Annotated in this window: 21 protein-coding genes; 9 read left to right on the top strand and 12 right to left on the bottom strand. The window is 38.6% G+C overall.

From position 1 onward, the window contains the following. Positions 1-15: 15 nt before the first annotated feature. A complete protein-coding gene (locus F936_RS06765; protein ID WP_005046107.1) occupies positions 16-960 on the bottom strand; it encodes an alpha/beta hydrolase in 945 nt (314 codons plus the stop codon). A 185-nt stretch (positions 961-1,145) separates the two neighbouring features. On the opposite strand from F936_RS06765, the gene pheA reads away from it, so the two are divergent. The 4 genes from pheA (at position 1,146) to F936_RS06785 (ending at position 6,751) form a co-directional block, all read left to right on the top strand. Then, a complete protein-coding gene (pheA, locus tag F936_RS06770; RefSeq protein WP_005046108.1) occupies positions 1,146-2,255 on the top strand; it encodes a prephenate dehydratase in 1,110 nt (369 codons plus the stop codon). Positions 2,256-2,362: 107 nt separating this feature from the next. Then, positions 2,363-4,609: a bifunctional prephenate dehydrogenase/3-phosphoshikimate 1-carboxyvinyltransferase gene (locus tag F936_RS06775; protein ID WP_005046109.1), complete on the top strand. Its 2,247-nt coding sequence runs from the start codon at positions 2,363-2,365 to the stop codon at positions 4,607-4,609. Between the two features lie 127 nt (positions 4,610-4,736). Then, positions 4,737-5,120 carry a hypothetical protein gene (locus tag F936_RS06780; RefSeq protein WP_005046110.1) on the top strand — a complete coding sequence of 128 codons (384 nt, stop codon included), beginning with the start codon at positions 4,737-4,739 and terminating at the stop codon, positions 5,118-5,120. A gap of 170 nt (positions 5,121-5,290) precedes the next feature. Next, positions 5,291-6,751, top strand: a complete 1,461-nt coding sequence (locus F936_RS06785) for an aminoacyl-histidine dipeptidase (RefSeq protein ID WP_005046111.1) — start codon at positions 5,291-5,293, stop codon at positions 6,749-6,751. Between the two features lie 34 nt (positions 6,752-6,785). Here the strand turns inward: F936_RS06785 and rtcA are convergent, their stop codons facing one another. The 5 genes from rtcA to F936_RS06810 form a co-directional block, all read right to left on the bottom strand. Next, a complete protein-coding gene (gene rtcA / locus F936_RS06790; RefSeq protein ID WP_005046112.1) occupies positions 6,786-7,832 on the bottom strand; it encodes an RNA 3'-terminal phosphate cyclase in 1,047 nt (348 codons plus the stop codon). Between the two features lie 258 nt (positions 7,833-8,090). After that, a complete protein-coding gene (locus F936_RS06795) occupies positions 8,091-8,549 on the bottom strand; it encodes a DIP1984 family protein (protein ID WP_005046114.1) in 459 nt (152 codons plus the stop codon). 12 nt (positions 8,550-8,561) lie between these two features. Then, positions 8,562-8,945, bottom strand: a complete 384-nt coding sequence (locus tag F936_RS06800) for a DUF7684 family protein (protein ID WP_005046116.1) — start codon at positions 8,943-8,945, stop codon at positions 8,562-8,564. A 2-nt stretch (positions 8,946-8,947) separates the two neighbouring features. After that, positions 8,948-10,216 (bottom strand): RtcB family protein, encoded by a 1,269-nt coding sequence (locus F936_RS06805; protein WP_005046118.1) that lies wholly within the window; start codon positions 10,214-10,216, stop codon positions 8,948-8,950. 254 nt (positions 10,217-10,470) lie between these two features. Further along, positions 10,471-11,445: a ribonuclease Z gene (locus tag F936_RS06810; RefSeq protein WP_005046119.1), complete on the bottom strand. Its 975-nt coding sequence runs from the start codon at positions 11,443-11,445 to the stop codon at positions 10,471-10,473. 67 nt (positions 11,446-11,512) lie between these two features. Here F936_RS06810 and rtcR point away from each other — a divergent pair, with 67 nt between their 5' ends. Next, on the top strand, positions 11,513-13,117 hold the full coding sequence (gene rtcR / locus F936_RS06815) for an RNA repair transcriptional activator RtcR (RefSeq protein ID WP_005046122.1): 1,605 nt from the start codon (positions 11,513-11,515) through the stop codon (positions 13,115-13,117). Between the two features lie 60 nt (positions 13,118-13,177). Here the strand turns inward: rtcR and F936_RS06820 are convergent, their stop codons facing one another. Continuing rightward, positions 13,178-13,810: an alpha/beta hydrolase gene (locus F936_RS06820; RefSeq protein WP_005046125.1), complete on the bottom strand. Its 633-nt coding sequence runs from the start codon at positions 13,808-13,810 to the stop codon at positions 13,178-13,180. Between the two features lie 125 nt (positions 13,811-13,935). On the opposite strand from F936_RS06820, the gene yaaA reads away from it, so the two are divergent. Beyond that, positions 13,936-14,709 (top strand): peroxide stress protein YaaA, encoded by a 774-nt coding sequence (yaaA, locus tag F936_RS06825; RefSeq protein WP_005046127.1) that lies wholly within the window; start codon positions 13,936-13,938, stop codon positions 14,707-14,709. 19 nt (positions 14,710-14,728) lie between these two features. Then, the gene (locus F936_RS06830) at positions 14,729-15,358 is read left to right on the top strand and encodes an HD domain-containing protein (RefSeq protein ID WP_005046129.1); all 630 of its coding nucleotides are present in this window, start codon (positions 14,729-14,731) and stop codon (positions 15,356-15,358) included. A 130-nt stretch (positions 15,359-15,488) separates the two neighbouring features. Here F936_RS06830 and F936_RS06835 read toward each other — a convergent pair whose 3' ends face one another. The 5 genes from F936_RS06835 to F936_RS06855 all read right to left on the bottom strand — a co-directional run bounded on the left by F936_RS06835 (position 15,489) and on the right by F936_RS06855 (position 18,220). Beyond that, positions 15,489-16,274, bottom strand: a complete 786-nt coding sequence (locus tag F936_RS06835; protein ID WP_003650728.1) for a thiazole synthase — start codon at positions 16,272-16,274, stop codon at positions 15,489-15,491. A gap of 13 nt (positions 16,275-16,287) precedes the next feature. Then, the gene (gene thiS, locus F936_RS06840) at positions 16,288-16,485 is read right to left on the bottom strand and encodes a sulfur carrier protein ThiS (RefSeq protein WP_003650729.1); all 198 of its coding nucleotides are present in this window, start codon (positions 16,483-16,485) and stop codon (positions 16,288-16,290) included. Between the two features lie 13 nt (positions 16,486-16,498). After that, a complete protein-coding gene (locus tag F936_RS06845) occupies positions 16,499-16,864 on the bottom strand; it encodes a DUF423 domain-containing protein (protein WP_004643452.1) in 366 nt (121 codons plus the stop codon). Between the two features lie 110 nt (positions 16,865-16,974). Next, positions 16,975-17,841, bottom strand: a complete 867-nt coding sequence (gene rpoH, locus F936_RS06850) for an RNA polymerase sigma factor RpoH (RefSeq protein ID WP_003650733.1) — start codon at positions 17,839-17,841, stop codon at positions 16,975-16,977. A 133-nt stretch (positions 17,842-17,974) separates the two neighbouring features. Continuing rightward, positions 17,975-18,220 carry a sulfurtransferase TusA family protein gene (locus F936_RS06855; RefSeq protein WP_005046132.1) on the bottom strand — a complete coding sequence of 82 codons (246 nt, stop codon included), beginning with the start codon at positions 18,218-18,220 and terminating at the stop codon, positions 17,975-17,977. A 375-nt stretch (positions 18,221-18,595) separates the two neighbouring features. Between F936_RS06855 and F936_RS06860 the strand changes: the two genes are divergently transcribed. Together F936_RS06860 and rhlB are read left to right on the top strand one after the other, a co-directional pair. Further along, complete coding sequence (locus F936_RS06860; RefSeq protein ID WP_000126912.1) at positions 18,596-18,808, top strand: cold-shock protein; 213 nt, start codon at positions 18,596-18,598, stop codon at positions 18,806-18,808. A 102-nt stretch (positions 18,809-18,910) separates the two neighbouring features. Further along, positions 18,911-20,062 (top strand): ATP-dependent RNA helicase RhlB, encoded by a 1,152-nt coding sequence (gene rhlB / locus F936_RS06865; RefSeq protein WP_003650737.1) that lies wholly within the window; start codon positions 18,911-18,913, stop codon positions 20,060-20,062. The last annotated feature ends 7 nt before the right edge of the window (positions 20,063-20,069 follow it).

Genomic DNA, 20,069 nt, shown 5'->3' on the forward strand with positions numbered 1-20,069 from the left:
AAATTTAAGTGGGTTTTATTCAGTTGTTTGCTCTGTAGGCTCATCAAATAAAGATTTGCAGTTTTCTAAATTTTGGCATGCGGCAAACATAAGTGCTTTCGGCAAACTCGCATACAAATTGGTAATATGTTGTTCAGCAGGATTGTAAAAATGCCAATAAACAAATTGGGCTGAGCGGCGGTTTTCCAAAGCTTTAAAGAAATCTTTCTCGTTAAAGTTATGAGCAGATTGAGTACGAGGTCCGCCTTGCTCATGGGTGCCGACTGTAGTCAAAAGCATAGGAGAATTAATTTGTTTTTGACTCTGCCAATAGGTTAATTTTTGAAATAGCATGCCTTGATCAAACCAGAGGGAAGGGCTGGCTGCGATGTAACGTTGAAATGCTTCAGGTTTTTGAAAAAATTGATAAAGCACAAATAACCCTCCAAATGAGTGGCCATAAATACTTTGCTGCTGGCTATTAATTGGAAACTGTTTTGCAATTTCAGGTTTGAGTTCGTTATTTAAAAATGCAATAAACTGATCAGCACCACCATATTTATATTTACCTTGAGCCTGAAATTCAGCAGAAGGTTTAGGGGTGTAGTCATAAGCACGTTTTTGTACATCAAAAGTTTTTTGTTTAGGGTAACCGACCGCGACGATCATGAGCGGGTCTAGACCTAATTTTGTAGAACCTGCCCCAATAGATTGAGCAATATTGACTGCACTTGGAAAGGTTGCATTTCCGTCTAATATATAAAGTACGGGATAACCATGTTGGGGTGGGGCAATGGGTGGTTTATAAATTTGAATAAGATAATCATGGCCTGTATTTTTAGAGTTAATTTGAAATTGTGCTTGATTGTTTTGAAAAACGATTTTTGATTGATTTTGTGTAGAAGTTTGAGCCAAAACAGAGCCACTTACTAATGAGCTCAAAAGAAAACTGCAAGATAAAAAGAAAAATGAGTTATGCATAATAAACAAGAATAAAATTTATTATGCAAATGATAAATGAAAATCATTATCAAATAAAGCGATCTGAGGAATCCGATCAAGATGGTTTAATGAAAAAAGCCAATACAGCCATATTGCCTAACAAATCAAAGCAGACTATTGTTATACTCTCGTTTAAAAGATGATTTTGCTGAGGCTGCATTCCAATGATCAACGATGATCAAAACAAAACGACTTCTCTTAGTTTAGAACAAATTCGCGAAGATATTGATAGCGTGGATCAACAGATTCAAGAATTATTAAATCGACGCGCAAGCCTTGCTGAAGCAGTTGCGAAAGCTAAATTTGCTTCCGAAGAGAATCCTTTGTTTTATCGTCCTGAACGTGAAGCACAAGTCTTACGTAAAGTCATGGAGCGCAATCAAGGTCCTTTGTCTGATGTAACCATGGCGCGTTTGTTCCGTGAAATTATGTCTGCTTGCCTTGCTTTAGAAGCGCCGCAAAGTATTGCATTTTTAGGGCCAGAAGGTACTTTTACTCAATCTGCTGTACTTAAGCATTTTGGTAAAGATGCGGTTGTACGCCCACTTCCAACAATTGATGAAGTCTTCCGTGAAGTAGAAGCAGGTAGTGCACATTACGGTGTAGTTCCAGTTGAAAACTCATCTGAAGGTGTTGTAAACCATACTTTAGATTGCTTTAAAACATCGAATTTAAACGTGATTGGTGAAGTTGAATTACGTATTCATCATCAATTCCTTGTTTCTGAAAATACACGTAAAGACAGTATTAAGCAGATTTATGCGCATCAACAAACTTTGGCTCAATGTCGCCAATGGTTAGATGCACATTATCCGGGTGTTGAGCGCGTTGCTTTAAACTCAAATGCAGAAGCTGCACGTCGTATTCGTAATGAATGGCATTCGGCAGCGATTGCATCTGATATTGCAGCAGGCATGTATAACCTTGAAATCTTACATAGCAATATTGAAGATAATCCGGAAAATACAACACGTTTCTTAGTGATCGGCCGTGAAAAAATTCCACAAAGTGGCAATGATAAAACCTCATTATTGATTTCAGCGCATGATCGTGCGGGTGCTTTATTAGAAATTTTAGCGCCATTTGCAAAACATAATATTAGCTTAACAAGTATTGAGACTCGTCCAGGATTACCTGAAAAGTGGGCATATGTATTCTTTATCGATTTAGAAGGTCATATCGAACAAGAGAATGTTGCTGCTGCGATTAATGATATTCGCCCAATGGTGAAAGAGATTCGTATTTTAGGTTCTTATCCTGCTGCTGTTCTGTAATCACTTATGTTGGAATAATGACATGCATTAAGATAAGCATGTCATTATGCTTAAAAACAAATTGCTCAATGATTTAAATATCTTTGAGCAAAAGCAAAGTTGAAGTTATGTCACAACCCCTATTTAAAAAAGTTGCATTTATTGGTTTAGGACTCATCGGGTCGAGTTTAGCTCGTGTTATTGTTGCAGAAAAGTTGGCGACAACTATTGTGGCATCTACACGCTCACAGAAAACTTTAGAAGATGCAAAATCACTTGGCTTAATACACGAAGGATTTTCTGATCCAGTTGAAGCCGTGAAAGGGGCAGATTTAGTCGTTTTAGCCTTGCCAGTGCGTGCTACGCAAAAAGTGCTTGAGCAAATTAAACCTTATTTGTCAGAAACCACAATTTTAACCGATGTGGGAAGTACAAAAGGTAATGTCGTTGATGCAGCAAAAGCTGTATTTGGTGAAGATTTACCAGAAGGTTTTGTGCCAGGGCATCCTATAGCGGGTAGTGAACATACAGGCGTTCACGCGGGCAAAGTTGACTTATTTGCAAATCATAAAGTGATTTTAACGCCGTTACCAACAAGTGCAGAATGGGCTGTTGATAAACTGATTCAACTTTGGTCGGCAGCAAAAGCTGAAGTCATTTGTATGGATGTTGCCAAGCATGATGAAGTGCTGGCACATACGAGTCATCTACCACATTTAATGGCATTTAATCTGGTCGAGCAACTTGCGAATCGTGAAGATAATCTTGATATTTTCCGTTATGCAGCAGGTGGTTTTCGTGACTTTTCGCGAATTGCGGCTAGTGACCCCCAAATGTGGCATGACATTTTCTTTGCCAATAAAACAGCTATATTAAATGCTGTAGATGGCTTCGAAAAGCAGCTTACTGTACTTAGAAAATTGATTGAAAATGAAGACTCTCATGCATTAATGGGTTTGCTTGGCCATGCTCAGGCAGCCCGTCAGCATTTCAATCATATGTTAGCCAAAAAACCTTTAATGGAGAAAAATAAGGTGACACAGCAATTCAGTATCTTACCGGGAAATAAAACTTTTAAAGGTAAATTTACCGTACCGGGTGACAAATCTGTGTCACATCGCTCCATTATGTTTGGTGCTATTGCCGAAGGCACGACTCATGTAACTGGCTTCCTTGAAGGTGAAGATGCATTAGCAACTTTGCAAGCATTCCGTGATATGGGTGTAAGCATTGAAGGCCCTAAAAATGGTGAAGTGACCATTCACGGTGTAGGCATGCATGGTTTAAAAGCACCAGCAAGTGCATTGTATATGGGTAACTCTGGAACAAGTATGCGTTTGCTTTCAGGTATGTTATCTGCACAGAAATTTGATTCAGTCATGACAGGTGATGCTTCACTTTCTAAACGTCCAATGGAGCGTATTGCTAAACCATTGCGTTTAATGGGGGCGCAAATTCAAACTACAGGTGAAAAAGGTACACCACCTGTAAGTATTACTGGTGCTCAGCAATTAAAAGGTATTCAATACGATTTACCTATGGCATCGGCTCAAGTGAAGTCTGGTATTTTACTTGCGGGCTTATGGGCTGAAGGCGAAACTTCGGTAACTGAACCAGAGCCAACTCGTGATCATACTGAACGCATGCTTCGTGCATTTGGTTATGATGTTAAGACTGAAGGCAACAAAATTTCCCTTGTTGGTGGCGGTAAATTAGTGGGTACTGACATTCAAGTACCATCGGATATTTCATCTGCTGCTTTCTTTATGGTGGGTGCTGCAATTACTGAAGGCGCCGACGTTGTGCTTGAAGCGGTAGGGATTAACCCAACACGTACTGGTGTAATTGAAATTTTAAAACAGATGGGTGCTGACCTAACTGTTGAAAATGAGCGCATTGCTGGTGGTGAACCTATTGCTGATATTCATATTAAAGGCTCGCGTACACTTAAAGGCATTCATATGCCAGAAGACCAAGTGCCTTTAGCAATTGATGAATTCCCAGCATTATTTATTGCAGCAGCTTGTGCAGAAGGACAGACCGTATTAACTGGCGCAGCAGAGCTTCGTGTGAAAGAGTCTGACCGCATTCAAGTGATGGCAGATGGCTTAAAAATCATGGGTATTGACTGCACACCAACTGAAGATGGCATCATTATTGAAGGTAAGGGTAAGTCTGGCGATTGGTCACCAATTTTTACTGGCGGTGAAGTTGAATCACACCATGACCACCGTATTGCCATGAGCTTTAGTATGGCAGGCCTTCGTAATTCTGGTCCGATTACGATTCAGGGCACTGAAACAGTTGCGACAAGCTTCCCAACTTTTACTGAGTTGGCGAATCGTGCAGGCTTAACGATCGAAGTTAGCCAATAACTTTTTACCTAACACATTTTATAATTGCTAACACAATAGCAACGGCAGCAGCGGGCTAAAGGCTTGGCTGCTGTTTGTTTATTGCTTATGCTAAGCGCAGATAATGATAATAGTGTTAGGACAAAGGATGAAAAAATTACAATTTATTGCCAGTTGCCCACAACATGGGGTGCTTGATCATCCACCAAATGAATGCCATATCACTCAAGAATATGTAGCGGCTTTATTATTTAAACAATTGGGGCATTATGGTTTTGATGCACAACATATTGTGCATGAACATGAAAAAGTAGAAGTGAGTATTGATAATCATCTTTTACCCTTGTCTATTACTTGCCAAAAAACAGACCATGATGGGCATTTGATGTGTGAAATCTCTGCCAACCCAGATGAAGAACAAGACTGGTTTGAGAAAATTGAAACACAAAGCATTATTCGTCAGCTTGCACAGGCTGTTGAAAATAGTTTGAAAGCCGATCAAAGTTTTTCCGCATTTGAATGGAAAAGTTAAATAAAACGTTTCTTAAGACTCTTTCATTAAGTACGACTTTTAGAAAAGTCGTACTTTCTATTTAAATTAAATATAAAAATACAAAATCTTTACTCAAACCTCTACCTATCTTTAATGTGTTGTGTATATTGAAATTATTAAGATATTTACATAATTAGAGTGTGGTTTTCATGACACAAGTTGATATTGCAGCGTTATCTCCTCAAGTCGTTTGGCAGCATTTTCAAACACTTTGCACAATTCCTCGACCATCAAAGCATGAACAGCAACTTCGCGAGTTTTTGCAAAACTGGGCTGAAAGTCGGCATCTAGAAACTTACGTAGACGAAGTAGGAAATTTGATTATCCGCAAGAATGCGACTGCGGGTAAAGAACATGTATCTGGAGTCATTCTGCAAGGCCATTTAGATATGGTCACGCAAGCCAATACTGGCACTGTACATGATTTCTTTAAAGACCCGATTTGCCCAGTCCTTGAGAATGGCTGGTTAATCGCCAAAGACACCACTTTAGGTGCTGATAATGGCATTGGGGTAGCCCTAGCTTTAGCTGTATTAGATTCAAATGATATTGCTCATGGACCAATTGAAGTTCTTTTAACAGTTGATGAAGAAGCGGGCATGAGTGGTGCGCGGCTTTTGCAAGCGGGTGTGTTAAAAGGTAAATGGTTATTTAATATTGATACAGAAGAGTGGGGTGAGTTATATCTCGGATGTGCTGGTAGTATTGATGTTGAAATGGAACAGCTACTTAATTATGAAAAAATCCCTGAAAATTTGACCATTGTAAACATTCAGGTTGCAGGCCTCAAAGGTGGTCATTCTGGTGTAGATATTCATTTAGGACGTGGCAATGCCAACGTTATTTTAGCTCGCTTTTTAAATGAGTATTTAGCAAAGTTTGGTGGAAGACTTGTCGAGTTTAGTGGTGGTTCAGCTCGTAATGCACTACCTCGAGAAGCAGTCGCAACCATTGCAATTTCACCTAGTCAGTTACCTGAACTAGAAAAATTACTTACTGAATATCAAACGACATGGAAAAAACAGCTACAAAGTATTGATGACAATCTACAATTAACTATTCAACCGAATAGCGCTGACGTGACGGGAGTGATTGCTCAACAGCAGCAAAACGAATGGTTGCAAGCTTTGGCAACAAGCCCATACGGCGTTGCAAGTATGAGTCAAGCTCTTCCAGATGTGGTTGAGACTTCAAATAATATTGGGATTGTAAAATTAAATCGAGAGGGTGGAAAAGCTGTTTTAATGGTTCGTTCAATGGTGAACCAAGAAGCTGACGATTTTGCTAAGAAAATTCAGGCACATTTTAGTCAATTTAATATCGCTTCTACACTCACGCCGTTGGTTTCGGGGTGGACGCCAAATCCAGATTCGGCTGCTTTAAAGTGCTTACAGCAAGCCTATCAAAAGGCGTTTAACATTGAGCCCAATCTCAAAGTGATTCATGCAGGTCTAGAGTGCGGGATTATTGCCGAGCACTATCCAGATTTACAGATGGTTTCATTTGGACCTGATATTCAAGGTGCACATGCACCGGGTGAGCGAGTAAAAGTTGATACTGTAGATAATTGCTGGAAGTTGTTGGTGACGGCTTTGGCATCTGTAGAGTAATTTTTTAGAAATAAGAAGCTCATTAGTGAGCTTCTTAAACTTTGACCTTTACATGAAAATGATTTGTACCTAACTCGATAAATTCGATTTCACAATCAATAAATTTTTCAAGCATAGCTGCTTGAGTACGCGTATGCTCGCTAATACATTGTGCGGTGAACTCACCACCTTGACCCAAGGCCAAAGGCAATAACAACTGATCTGCTAAATACTCATCCACAGCAGCATTAGTTTCCATATATTGCTTAACTTGTTCAGCCAAATGATTGGCAATTTGTTCTGCACTTTTTCGCATTTCGCCTAAAGAGGTAAATAGCTGGGTATGATGCTTATGTTCAAGTTTGACATATACCGTATTGCCTTGGCTGATTCCATTCAGCTGAAATTGCTTTTGTGTATCCAATTTCAGTCTTTTATTTAAAGCTGCTAATTCTCGTTGTGCAATTTGCGCTTCTTCTGAAAGGTTCAGGGTGGCTGCAAAAGCCTCAGTACATTGCAAAGTACCACGATCTAATAAACTCATTTTGTTGCGATGTTGCCACGGCTGAATCGTAACTTGAATTTCACCTGCACCAATGGGAAAGAAGCCCGCTTTGTTTAATTTAAAATCGACGTGAATTCCAATTTTTGTTAGAGCAGCTAAAAAGCATTGTTCAATAAAATCCGCCGTTGGTGCAAGCGGGTTATGTGTGCCACCTGAAATAGTAAGCTCAGAGACTTCATTTTGTAATAAAAAAACAGGTAGAAGAGTTTGTAAAACCAGTGTTGTACTACCTGCGGAACCGATTTGAAATTGATATTTCCCACTTTGAACATATTGAGGTGCGAAATATAACCGTTGGCTGTGTAATTCAGCACCTTCAACATAAGCTTGGCTAATTTGTTGAGATGCTTGAACACAGACCAAATGCTGACGCATTAAGCCTGGTTTTTTTCGTCCCGCACGTATATTAATTAATTCAAATGCCTGACCTGTAATCATCGAAAGGGCAAGGGCAGTTCTTAAAATCTGCCCACCGCCTTCACCTTGTGAACCATCAATTTGAATGGTTGTTGGCATATTTGCCAAAGCTTTATTCACTTATATTTTCCTTATTTTCTAATTTAATGAACATACTGTCAGTACATGGCAATGCGAAGTAACGAGTGACTTTGCTTTCGACAAAGGTTTGCTAGGTGCATAGTGCTGAGCCTGATAAGTGATATCGATGCACGGCTCACATGCTGCCATAGCCGCCTGAATTATTTTCAATCCCTCAGATCGGAGTAACGCAGGATCTTGTACTCGCCCAGTATGCCCAAACTTTGATTGTGAAAAGGATTTCACAAAATCTATTGTTTAATCGATTAGATCAATTTGCCAATTAGCAGCCTGAATTTTAACGTTTAAGTCACGGAGTTTCGCACTGATATCATCCGCCTGCTTTTGTAAGCCAGAAACAGGAATGACTTTCTTCCACTTAATTTCACGTGAGCTATAACGATCAGGTTCTCGATGTGTATTGGCAATCGCATCTATTAAAATCTTATGCTGTTCAGCATAACTATCGCGCAAGCTTAATAGGGACAACAATACTTTGCCATCTTCTAGTTTTGCTTGAGCATTGGTTAGATGAATACGACAAATCAATTGATTACTTTCCTGAGTTAAAGCAAATACCTGTTTGATGAGTTCATTAGGTTCTTCACTAGGCTCATCACCATCTTGTACCAAGACATTGGCATTAATTCGTTGTTTTAACGAAGCAAGCTTTTTTTGTTGATCGCTTCGAAGTAAAAGTGCTTCTGCGAGTTTCATTTTATTTACCTTTTATTCAATATGCACAATCACTAAGTTCAAAATATCTTCTAATTGCATAGTAATTTTTGCACATTCAGTAATGTCTTCTAAAGTTTCATCTTCATGCCAAGTTGTCATAAAGCAATGATCGGCTGGTGGTTGATAGTTATAAAGAACTAGATATGTTTCATCTAGGACATCATGCCAAACAGAACACTCATATCCTGTAACCATTGCTTGAATACAGTGTTTTGAATAGACAATCTGCTCACAGATCCAATTACGCCATTTAGGCAGAATTTGATCGGTTTCCACAACCAAAAGGATGTAATAGGGTTGTTCAGGCAGAATCAGATGCTTTTCTTCATTTGCCCTGATTCTATAGCTTCGAATATTTAAACAACCTTTTTCCATATTTAACCCTTAACACACACCACTTGTCTTAATGTATAAACCACCTCAACCAAATCACTTTGAGCTTTCATTACATCTTCAATAGGCTTATATGCAGAAGGAATTTCATCAATGACAGCGGCATCTTTACGGCATTCCACACCTTCAGTTTGTGCAATTTGATCTTCAACAGTAAAGCGTCGTTTTGCTTCAGTACGGCTCATAACACGGCCTGCACCATGCGAACATGAACAGAAAGATTCCTGATTTCCAAGTCCACGTACAATAAATGATTTCGCACCCATTGAACCTGGAATAATTCCATATTCACCTAGACGTGCACGGACAGCACCTTTACGGGTGACCATCACTTCTTCACCGTAGTGTTCTTCCTTTTCCACATAGTTATGGTGACAGTTCACGGCTTCCAAACGTGCCTGAAAAGGCTTTGGTACAATCGTAGCCAAGGCTTTAATTGCAGATTGCATCATGATTTCTCGGTTCTTCATGGCAAAGCGCTGAGCCCAACCTACAGCAAACCAGTAATCATCAAAGTGTTCAGTTCCTTCGACTAAATATGCTAAATCTTTATTTGGTAAATTAATGAAATGCTTCTGCATGTCTTTACGGGCAAGTTCGATAAAATGATTACCGATAGCATTTCCTACACCACGAGAACCTGAGTGCAACATAACCCAAACATGATCATGCTCATCTAAACAGATTTCGACAAAGTGGTTTCCTGTACCTAAAGTTCCCAAATGCTTGCGGTTATTGGTGTTTTTTAAACGTGGATGTTTGGCACAAATGTATTCAAAATCTGCAACCAAATCCGCCCAAGCTTGATCTACCATTTCTGGTGGAGTTTCCCATGAACCACGATCTCGCCCGCGTTTAGTCATTCCATGTGGAATTAAACGTTCAAGTTCAGTACGTAGAGCATGTAAGTTATCTGGTAAATTTGAAGCAGTTAAGCTTGTACGGGTTGCCATCATTCCACAACCAATATCTACACCCACAGCAGCAGGAATAATTGCCCCTTTGGTTGGAATCACACTACCAATAGTTGCGCCTAAACCGAAGTGTACATCTGGCATTACAGCCATCCATTTATAAATAAAAGGCATTTGAGCTGTTTGCAATAATTGTTGTTTTGAGTTGTCGTCAACAAGTACGCCTTTGGTCCACATTTTGACTGGCATACTTTTTTCATTTTGCAGAACTTGGTAAGCACGTTCTTGCTGCTTTTGTTCAAACTGAGCTTGTTGGTTAATTTCTTCAACGACAGACATTTTTTTTCCTTTCAAAGCCTGCCTGCCAAGCGTTTGCAGGCAGGTGTTATTCACAATATCCCAATGATGTTGTGTGCTTTATACTATTGCACTGAGTGTGCCAACTTTTTTAAAAAACACTTAACTTTAAATTAAGTTATTGAAATTAATATGTAAAAATAATTGGTTTCTCTGTGTGATTAATTTTTATTGGAGATTTTAATGTCTAATACATATCTAAAAATATATTTAAATATCTTTTTAGATATGTATTATTAATGGGCTTTACGATTTTTATCGACTTTTAAAAGCTGTCCAGCTTCGTTTAAAGTAAAATCATCAAAATCATTTGCTAAATAAAAATGACCTTTATAAAACTGGCGAACTTCTTCAGCAATAGCGTGCTGTCCAGCTTTATCCTGATGTCTAGGGCTAAAATGCGTCAGAATTAAATTACCCAGAGATTGCTGTTCTGCAAATTCAGCCACCATTTTTGCTGAACTATGCATTGGACCTTTGCCCACCTTATCTAAAACCGTTTGCAAATAAGTTGATTCGTGAATAAGTAGTTGAGCATCTTTGCAAGCGTCTGCTAACAGTTCAGGTTGGTCATTATCTCCACCTATAACTGCATGAATTTGCTGGTTTTGAACTTTGATAAAGTCTTGAGCTTTTAAATTTTTTCCATCAAATTCAACATTGTAGCCTCGTTTTAAATGGCCCCACATATCGCCTTGAGGTACGCCAAGCTGATTTAGAGCTTGGGTATCTAACTTCTTCTGAATAGATTTGATATAAATGCTAAAAGCAAAACTTGGAACACGATGGCTTAGTGGGTGTGCTTGAACAATGAATTCATCGGTGATCTGTTGTGGCTGAGTTGCTTCATTCACATCAATAAATTGTAGTGAATAGGGTAAATGTAAATCTGTAAGTTGGGCAGTGATTTCAAACCATTGCTGAATTTCTTTCGGTGCAATCACGATTAAGGGTTTGCTACGGGCATTCATGCCTGCACTTGCCAATAAACCAACTAGACCATAACAATGATCACCGTGAACATGTGTAATACAAATGGCAACTAGGTTTTGTAAGGAAAGTTTGGCTTGTTGAATGCGGTGTTGTGTCCCTTCGCCTGCATCAATTAAAATCCAGTCCTTATTCTTGTTATTACGAACTGCTAATCCTGAGACATTACGTGTCAGGGTGGGTACACCTGAAGATGTGCCTAAAAAAGTAAAATGAAGCATATTCTTGGAATTTTTTAGTCAAATGCGTATTGTATATTATAGACACTTATAAAATTTTATAGAAATTATGGCGGATGCAAAGAAAACAGTCGTTATTGGCTTTGTCGGTTCTACACTTGATCAGGGAAGAAGGCCAGATCGCTGGCAGCGTTGGCGTCCTACAATTAGCCTGTTAATGCATGAAGATTTGCTTGTAGATGAATTGGTGTTGTTACATGATCGGCAACATCATAATTTAGTTAAATCTATAGCAGCAGACGCGAAAGAAATTTCTCCACAAACACAGATTTCTGGACATAAGGTCAGTATTAAAGATCCTTGGGATTTTGCAGAGGTGTATGGGGCACTTTATGATTTTGTAAAAACCTATCCGTTTGATGTCGAAAAAAATAACTATTTATTGCATATCACTACGGGAACACATGTTGCCCAAATTTGTTGGTATTTATTGGTAGATGCACATTATTTGCCAGCTCAACTTATTCAAAGTTCACCTAATCAACAAAAGACCTCAGAAGGTGAATATAGAATTATTGATCTGGATTTATCTCGATACGATGTTTTAAAACAGCGATTCGATGATGAACAAAAGCAAAATTGGCAACAACTTAAAGCAAATATTTCTACTCATAATAAAGCATTTAATCAGCTTATTGAGGAGGTTGAATTAGTTGCAACCCGCTCTAGCGCGCCTATTTTAATTATGGGTGCAACAGGTGTTGGTAAGTCTCATTTGGCAAAACAGATTTTTCAGTTAAAGAAAGATAAATTTCAATTAAGCGGTCGTTTTATTGATGTTAACTGTGCGACTTTACGCGGTGATAGCGCGATGTCGACCTTATTTGGTCATATAAAAGGTGCATTCACAGGAGCAGCTGCTTCTCGTGCTGGTCTACTAAAAAGTGCTGACCAAGGCATTTTGTTTTTAGATGAAATTGGTGAGTTAGGGCTTGATGAACAGGCAATGCTTCTTAAAGCACTTGAAGACAAAAGCTTCTTTCCAGTTGGAAGTGATAAGGAAATTCAGGCAGATTTTCAGCTGATTGCGGGTACTAACCGTGATTTACGTAATGAAGTTCAGGCAGGTCGTTTTCGTGAAGATTTATGGGCCCGTCTGAATACATGGACATTCTTTTTACCAAATTTAAAAGACCGTATAGAAGATATTGCCCCCAACATTGATTTTGAGCTACAACGTTTTGCAGCAATTCACCAAAGACAATTACGTTTTCAACGTGATGCTTTAGAAATGTATTTAAAATTTGCTAAATCAGCAGATGCATCATGGCAAGGAAATTTTAGAGATCTAGCCGCGAGCGTGACTCGTTTAGCAACTTTATCGCAAGGTGAGTTAATTCGCCGTGAAACTGTAGAAAAAGAAATTCAACGGTTAAAGCAACTTTGGCTTATTCAGACCGCATTTTGCAATGAAGAAAATAGAGATGCAGACATTCTATTGAACTATTTGAGTTCTGAGCAATTAGAGCAAATAGATGAATTTGACCAGATTCAATTACGTGGGGTACTTAAAGTTTGTGAAAATTCAAAATCAATGGCAGAGGTGGGAAGACAACTCTTTTCGGTGTCTCGTCAACAACGTAATACAACGAACGATAGTGATCGAGTGAAAAAATATTTGGCCCGTTTTGGATTAAGTTGGAATAATTTTTAGTAGTTCCAGGGCTTATGAAATGATGGACATAGACTCAATCTATGTCCATCAAACTACTGCTTATTTCATAATAATAAAGCGTGTAATGATTTGGCGAAGCTGTTTTAAATAGCCTGTAAAGAAGTGGTTAGCGCCCGGTAAAATCGTAATTGGGTGCTTTTGAGGTTTCGCCCATGCAATTGCATCTGAAAGCAAGGTAATGTCATCTTGCTCACCATGAATGAGTAGAAGATCACCTTGAATTTCTGGAGTTTTATAGTGGCGTAAACCCACTACGGTAGCCGTTGGTAAACCACACAAAATTAACTGTACAGGTCGTAATTCAGGATTAAGCTGTGCAAAGCATTTTGCCAGAACATGTGAACCGAAACTAAAGCCACCTGCATAAAATGGCAGACCTTCATGAAGCTTACGAACATGTTCAATTACAGCTAAGATATCTTCAGTTTCACCATGGCCTTCATCATGAATACCTTCACTGCCGCCTAAGCCACGGAAACTAGGGCGATAAACAATACAGCCATATTCATTAAAGATTTGGGTTAAAAGGGCAGGGACTTTATGTTGAGGGGTTCCACCTTGCAATGGATGCGGATGGCAAACAACCGCAAAGCCTTTGATTTCACCTTCAGGGCGGTCAACGAAAAGTTCAATTTTACCTACTGGACCCTGGATGAAAGTTTGCTCAGACATATAAGAACCGCTAAATAACAATACGTGATGCTATTTTACCGATAGTCGTCATTGAAAACACGAGTTAGCATTAAAAAATATCTACTGTTATAGTTGGGATTAAGAATAATTTTTTCAGGTTGTCTATGCTTGCTTTAATTTCTCCTGCAAAAACTTTAGATTATGAAACAGCGTTACCTATAGATGAGTTTACTCAGCCTCGCTTGTTAGAACACTCAGCACAATTAATTGAGGTTTGCCGAAAACTTTCTGCTTCCGAAATTGCCAATTTAATGAGTGTCAGTGAAAAAATTGCCACACTAAATGCAGACCGATTTAGAGAGTGGAAGCCCGAATTTGATTTTTCAAATGCTCGTCAGGCGATTTATGCGTTTAAAGGTGATGTGTATACGGGTTTAGATGCTTATCATTTAAAAGATAAAGATATTGATTTTGCACAGCAGCATTTACGTATGCTATCTGGCTTATATGGTTTATTACGACCTTTAGATTTAATGATGCCTTATCGTCTTGAGATGGGCACTAAATTAAAAAATTTACGGGGCCATAATTTGTATGAGTTCTGGGGTGAAATTATCACGAACCAGATTAACGAAGACTTAGCGGCAATTAAATCTGAGTTACTTGTAAATCTAGCTTCAGATGAATATTACAAATCGGTCAACGAGAAGAAAATTAAGGCTGAAATTGTTAAGCCTGTTTTTCTTGACCAGAAAAATGGCAAATATAAAGTCATTAGTTTCTATGCGAAAAAAGCACGCGGTTTAATGGCTCGTTTTATGATTGAAAACCAATTAAATAAAGCTGAGGATATTAAAGCGTTCAATACCGATGGATACTACTTTGATGCTGAAAACTCATCAGCAAAAGAGCTAGTATTTAAACGCGATGAGCAATAATCCTGAGCGTGGTTAATATATGATGATGCAGCTTTACTTATTAAAACTGGAACATGTTTGGTTTGAGCTGCATCAGCATTATCATTTTTCTGACCCACAAAAAATCTTAAATATACTCATTGCTGCTTATAGTGAAAAGCAGCGGGCCTATCATACTGTTCAACATTTATATGAATGCTTAGCTTTACTCGAATCAGTTCGATCTGATTTGAATGATGCTTATGCGGTTGAATTGGCACTCTGGTTCCACGATGCGATCTATAACCCACAAGCTAAAGATAATGAACTTAAAAGTGCTGAGCTTTTTGAGCAATGTATGGCTCAAGATTTACCAGTAAATACGGTTCAGAAAATAAAACAGTGGATTCTTGCCACGCAAAAGCATATACCGACTGATGAGTTAGATTTACAATTTTTATTGGATATCGATTTAGCTATTTTGGCAGCAACTCCAGAACGTTTTATGCAATATGAACAGCAAATTCAGCAGGAATATGCTTGGGTCGATCCAGAAGTATATTCAACCAAAAGAAAAGAAGTTCTAGCGCATTTTTATCAGTCAGACCCACTTTATCAGACGACTTATTTTCAACAGAATTTTGAGTTAAGAGCAAAGCAAAATTTACAGAAGACATTAGGCATAGCCTAAGTAAATATAAGAATGTAGATCTGTTGATTTGAATAAAGCGATATAGATTTTAAAACTTTTAGAAAATTAAAAATGGTTATATGAGGGGGAAGAGGAACCACTGAAAAATCAGTGATTCCTTAGAAATAAATTATTTAAAGAAATAACCTGTTTCTGGTGAGCTCGCATTTGCCATACGCTTACGTGGCATACGACCTGCTAAAAATGCTTCACGCCCAGCTTCAACAGCTTTTTTCATTGCAGAAGCCATCAAAATAGGATTTTGAGCAGCTGCAATTGCTGTATTCATCAGCACACCGTCACAACCAAGTTCCATTGCAATAGCTGCATCACTTGCTGTACCAACGCCTGCATCTACCAAAACTGGCACTTTTGCATTTTCTTTAATAATTGAAATAGTGTGAGGATTTAAAATACCTAAACCTGAACCAATAAGACTACCTAAAGGCATGATCGCAACACAGCCCATACTTTCAAGTTCTTGCGCAATGATTGGGTCATCAGAGGTGTAAACCATAATCTCAAAACCGTCATCAATCAAAGTACGTGCCGCTTTTAAAGTCTCAGTTACATTTGGATATAATGTCTTTTCATCACCCAAAACTTCAAGTTTTACCAAGTTGTGACCGTCTAGAAGTTCACGCGCTAACATGCAAGTACGTATTGCACTATCAGCATCAAAACAACCTGCGGTATTTGGCAAAATTGTATACTTTTCTGGTGGAATGACAGAGAGTAAATTTGGCTGATCTGGATGTTGTCCAATATTCACACGGCGGATTGCAACAGTAACGATTTCTGCACCACTCGCTTGAATGGCTAAATCTGTTTCATTTAAGTCTTTATATTTGCCAGTTCCTACCAATAAACGAGATTGAAAAGAACGTGAACCAATAATGAGAGGGGTGTCTTGCATGGATAACTCCGACTTAGCCGCCGCCAACAGCGTGAATAATTTCGATACGGTCATGTTGAGCGATAGAAATCTGCTCTAATTTGCTTTTTGGAATAATTTGCTGGTTGTATTCGACCGCAAATCTTTTTCCTTCAAGTGCCAAAGCCTGAATGAGCTGCATTAGGTTTTGACAAGGCGTGTCCGTTAATTCGCCATTTAAATAAATTTGCATGATCACATTCCAATTATTTTGCGTATTTGAGGGCATTCCAAGCCAAAACGAGCCATCCAGCTATCATAAATGCTCCACCAATTGGGGTAATTGCCCCTAAAATTCTCGGTAATCCAAGCGCCATGATATAGAGTGAACCACAGAAGAATAAAATACCAATCTGAATCAATATGAATGGCAATTTAATGGGGAACGTAAGGATAACTTTGCTTAAAATACCAAGTGCTAAGAGACCTAAAGCATGGTAAAAAAAGTAGTCGGTTGCAGTATGCCACCAAACAAGTTGCTCAGGACTCGCGTGAGCTTTAAGACCATGTGCTCCAAAAGCACCCAACATGACTGCAAAGGCAAGATTAAGGGCTGAAATGGCAATCCACATAACAAAAAACGCAAATGAATAATGAAGGGCAACGTTATCATAGATTGGGTTGGCTAAACATAGCCAGATAAAACAAAAGGGCTAATCGCCCTTTTATTTTTAAACTTATTTTAGCTTGCAGACATGGCAATTTTAATTTTTTCCATTGCATTCTTTTCAAGCTGGCGAATACGTTCTGCTGATACATTATATTCGGCCGCTAACTCGTGGAGAGTAGATTTGTCATCATCTAACCAACGACGTTGTAAAATATTACGCGAACGGTCATCTAACTGATCCATTGCATTATGTAAGGCAGATGTACTTTGCTCTTCCCAGTCCTCATTTTCGACTAAACGGGCTGGATCATAGCGATTATCTTCAAGATACAATGCCGGTGCAGTATGTGGGGTGTCATCGTCGTCGTCACCTTGAGCTTCGAAAGCAGCATCATAAGCGGTTAAACGACCTTCCATCTCCAGAACTTGTTCTGCAGTTACATTTAAGTCATTCGCAATCGATTGAGCTTCTTCGAGCGTTAGTTTTTTACTCGATTTTTTTAAACTACGTAAATTGAAAAATAATTTACGCTGTGCTTTGGTCGTTGCAATTTTGACAATACGCCAGTTGCGGATAACGTATTCGTGAATTTCTGCCTTAATCCAGTGGACGGCAAAAGATACAAGACGCACGCCCATATTTGGGTCGAAACGCTTCACGGCTTTCATTAAGCCTAAATTACCTTCTTGAATAAGGTCGCCTTGTGGTAGGCCATAACCTGCATAGCTGCGCGCAATGTGAACGACGAAACGTAAATGCGACATTACCAGCATTTTTGCGGCATCAAGATCTTGGTCATAATAATAACGTTCAGCAAGTTCTTTTTCTTGCTCGGCCGTTAAAATAGGAATCTGATTGACAGTACTGATATATGCACCAAGGTTTACACCGGGCGCAGACAATGACAGGGGCATCAATTGATTGCTGCTGTCACTCATGATTTCTCCTTATAGGATCGGATGGGATAACCAATAAATTCATCTTAGTTTGAATCAGCTTCATAATTAAGGAAAATTGGGTAGAGAAATGTAAAATTTTATGCAATTTCTAATCTTTTAGTTTATCAAAGAATTATTGAGTTTCAATTAAATAGTGAAATTCTCTTTCGGATATATGTGTGATTTGACACATAAAATGATGTAAACCACAGTAACGAGTTACATCTATTTCACTATGGGGGTCAGAAGATTTTAATAAAAATAGCTGTTTACCCGATACTTTTTTGAGTTCGCGTTTAAGCATTAATAAAGGCATCGGACAAGGTTGGCCCAAGGCATTAATTTCAATAAGTGCTGTAGTAGAAGAAGTGTTGGTCATACATCATCAAAACAACTAAAAAGATTATTCTAACAAATTTTTTTATAAACACCGCACATTTTATAAAAGAAGAAACAAGCAATTACCTATAAAAAATATTGTAATAAGCTGTTTAAAAAAAGGACTAAAAATAGGGGGAATAATTGAAAAAAATTCTATTAATTGTCATAAACCCGTGGTAAGCTCGAACCGTTTTAGGATTTACCACACACTTAAATTGGTTTAAAAATCCTATAACAAATGGATGTAACCGGAAATTGTTGATAGTTTCACAGAATGATTACAAGCTTTAAGATTATAAATATTTTAAAAACTTGTTTGCTCTGCTGTTTGCAACACCGGAAGGTCCTTTTTTCAACATCTGAGGATTGACTTATGACAGCTCGCGAACAAGGCGTAGTAAAGTGGTTTAACGACACTAAAGGTTTTGGCTTTATTCAACGTAACGGCGGTGACGACGTATTCGTTCATTTCCGTGCAATCGTTGGTGACGGTCACCGTTCTTTACGTGACGGCCAACGCGTAGAATTTAGTGTAGTACAAGGTCAAAAAGGTTTTCAAGCTGAGAACGTTCAGCCTTTAGACTAATTCATCTTTTGATGAATCACGGACGCTCCAATTTTTGAATTGGGGCGTTTTTGTTTATAATGATCTTCTCATTAGAGAGATTGTTTGTTAGAGCACGTATTTATGACATCTGGTTTTGAAACCTTGAATTTACATCCGCAACTTAAAAAGGCGATTGATGCTTTAGGGTTTAAGCAAATGACCCCGATTCAGCAAAAGGTTTTAAAATATACGTTGGGCGGGCATGATGCAATTGGTAGAGCACAAACAGGAACAGGTAAAACTGCTGCTTTCCTGATTAGTGTAATTAATGACTTGTTACATAACCCGATTCAAGAGCAGCGCTTTCGTGGTGAGCCACGTGCCTTGATTTTGGCGCCTACTCGTGAATTGGCATTGCAAATTGAAAGCGATGCAAAGTTACTCACAAAATTTTCAGATTTACACGTCGTGACATTGTTAGGTGGTGTAGATTTTGATAAGCAAAAGAAACAGCTAGATGCTAATTTTGTCGATATCATGGTTGCCACGCCTGGGCGTCTAATTGATTTTGTAGAACAAAAAGAAGTTTGGCTCGATCAAATTGAATTTTTAGTCATTGATGAAGCAGACCGCTTATTGGACATGGGTTTTATTCCTTCTGTAAAACGTATCGTGCGTTATTCCCCGCGTAAGGAAGAACGTCAAACCCTCATGTTCTCGGCTACTTTTAGTTATGACGTGCTTAATTTGGCCAGACAATGGTTGTTTGAGCCAATCACTGTTGAAATTGAGCCTGAGCAAAAAACCAATAACGATGTTGAGCAACGTGTTTATGTAGTAGCTAAGCAAGATAAGTATCGTTTGCTACAAGATATTTTGCGTGAAGAGCCTATCGATAAAGTCATGATTTTTGCTAATCGACGTGATCAAGTGCGCCGTCTTTATGACCATTTAAAGAGAGATGGATATCGGGTCGGGATGCTTTCAGGTGAAATTGCTCAAGATAAACGGTTAAAAATGTTAGACCAGTTTAAGCAGGGTAAAAATAACATCATGATCGCAACTGATGTTGCTGGCCGTGGTATTCATGTTGATGGCGTATCTCATGTGGTTAACTATACCTTACCGGAGCAGTCAGACGACTATGTGCACCGTATTGGCCGTACAGGCCGTGCTGGGTCACAAGGTGTAAGTATTAGTTTTCTTTCAGAAGATGATGCTTTTTACTTGCCGGAAATTGAAAAAGCAATTGGTAAGAAATTGCCATTAACTCGTATAGAGGGTTATTGCTAATAAAAAA

It is taken from the genome of Acinetobacter calcoaceticus DSM 30006 = CIP 81.8 (assembly GCF_000368965.1).
GTDB lineage: Bacteria > Pseudomonadota > Gammaproteobacteria > Pseudomonadales > Moraxellaceae > Acinetobacter > Acinetobacter calcoaceticus.

Excerpts from the sequence above, each read along its gene's own strand:
- pheA (WP_005046108.1), top strand. The coding sequence starts at position 1,146 with ATGATCAACGATGATCAAAACAAAACGACTTCTCTTAGTTTAGAACAA.
- rhlB (WP_003650737.1), top strand. The coding sequence starts at position 18,911 with ATGACATCTGGTTTTGAAACCTTGAATTTACATCCGCAACTTAAAAAG.
- F936_RS06800 (WP_005046116.1), bottom strand. The coding sequence starts at position 8,945 with ATGGAAAAAGGTTGTTTAAATATTCGAAGCTATAGAATCAGGGCAAAT.
- F936_RS06780 (WP_005046110.1), top strand. The coding sequence starts at position 4,737 with ATGAAAAAATTACAATTTATTGCCAGTTGCCCACAACATGGGGTGCTT.
- F936_RS06810 (WP_005046119.1), bottom strand. The coding sequence starts at position 11,445 with ATGCTTCATTTTACTTTTTTAGGCACATCTTCAGGTGTACCCACCCTG.
- F936_RS06860 (WP_000126912.1), top strand. The coding sequence starts at position 18,596 with ATGACAGCTCGCGAACAAGGCGTAGTAAAGTGGTTTAACGACACTAAA.
- F936_RS06775 (WP_005046109.1), top strand. The coding sequence starts at position 2,363 with ATGTCACAACCCCTATTTAAAAAAGTTGCATTTATTGGTTTAGGACTC.
- F936_RS06855 (WP_005046132.1), bottom strand. The coding sequence starts at position 18,220 with ATGACCAACACTTCTTCTACTACAGCACTTATTGAAATTAATGCCTTG.
- F936_RS06830 (WP_005046129.1), top strand. The coding sequence starts at position 14,729 with ATGATGATGCAGCTTTACTTATTAAAACTGGAACATGTTTGGTTTGAG.
- F936_RS06785 (WP_005046111.1), top strand. The coding sequence starts at position 5,291 with ATGACACAAGTTGATATTGCAGCGTTATCTCCTCAAGTCGTTTGGCAG.
- rpoH (WP_003650733.1), bottom strand. The coding sequence starts at position 17,841 with ATGAGTGACAGCAGCAATCAATTGATGCCCCTGTCATTGTCTGCGCCC.
- F936_RS06805 (WP_005046118.1), bottom strand. The coding sequence starts at position 10,216 with ATGTCTGTCGTTGAAGAAATTAACCAACAAGCTCAGTTTGAACAAAAG.
- rtcR (WP_005046122.1), top strand. The coding sequence starts at position 11,513 with ATGGCGGATGCAAAGAAAACAGTCGTTATTGGCTTTGTCGGTTCTACA.
- F936_RS06820 (WP_005046125.1), bottom strand. The coding sequence starts at position 13,810 with ATGTCTGAGCAAACTTTCATCCAGGGTCCAGTAGGTAAAATTGAACTT.
- thiS (WP_003650729.1), bottom strand. The coding sequence starts at position 16,485 with ATGCAAATTTATTTAAATGGCGAATTAACGGACACGCCTTGTCAAAAC.
- F936_RS06765 (WP_005046107.1), bottom strand. The coding sequence starts at position 960 with ATGCATAACTCATTTTTCTTTTTATCTTGCAGTTTTCTTTTGAGCTCA.
- F936_RS06835 (WP_003650728.1), bottom strand. The coding sequence starts at position 16,274 with ATGCAAGACACCCCTCTCATTATTGGTTCACGTTCTTTTCAATCTCGT.
- F936_RS06795 (WP_005046114.1), bottom strand. The coding sequence starts at position 8,549 with ATGAAACTCGCAGAAGCACTTTTACTTCGAAGCGATCAACAAAAAAAG.
- F936_RS06845 (WP_004643452.1), bottom strand. The coding sequence starts at position 16,864 with ATGTGGATTGCCATTTCAGCCCTTAATCTTGCCTTTGCAGTCATGTTG.
- yaaA (WP_005046127.1), top strand. The coding sequence starts at position 13,936 with ATGCTTGCTTTAATTTCTCCTGCAAAAACTTTAGATTATGAAACAGCG.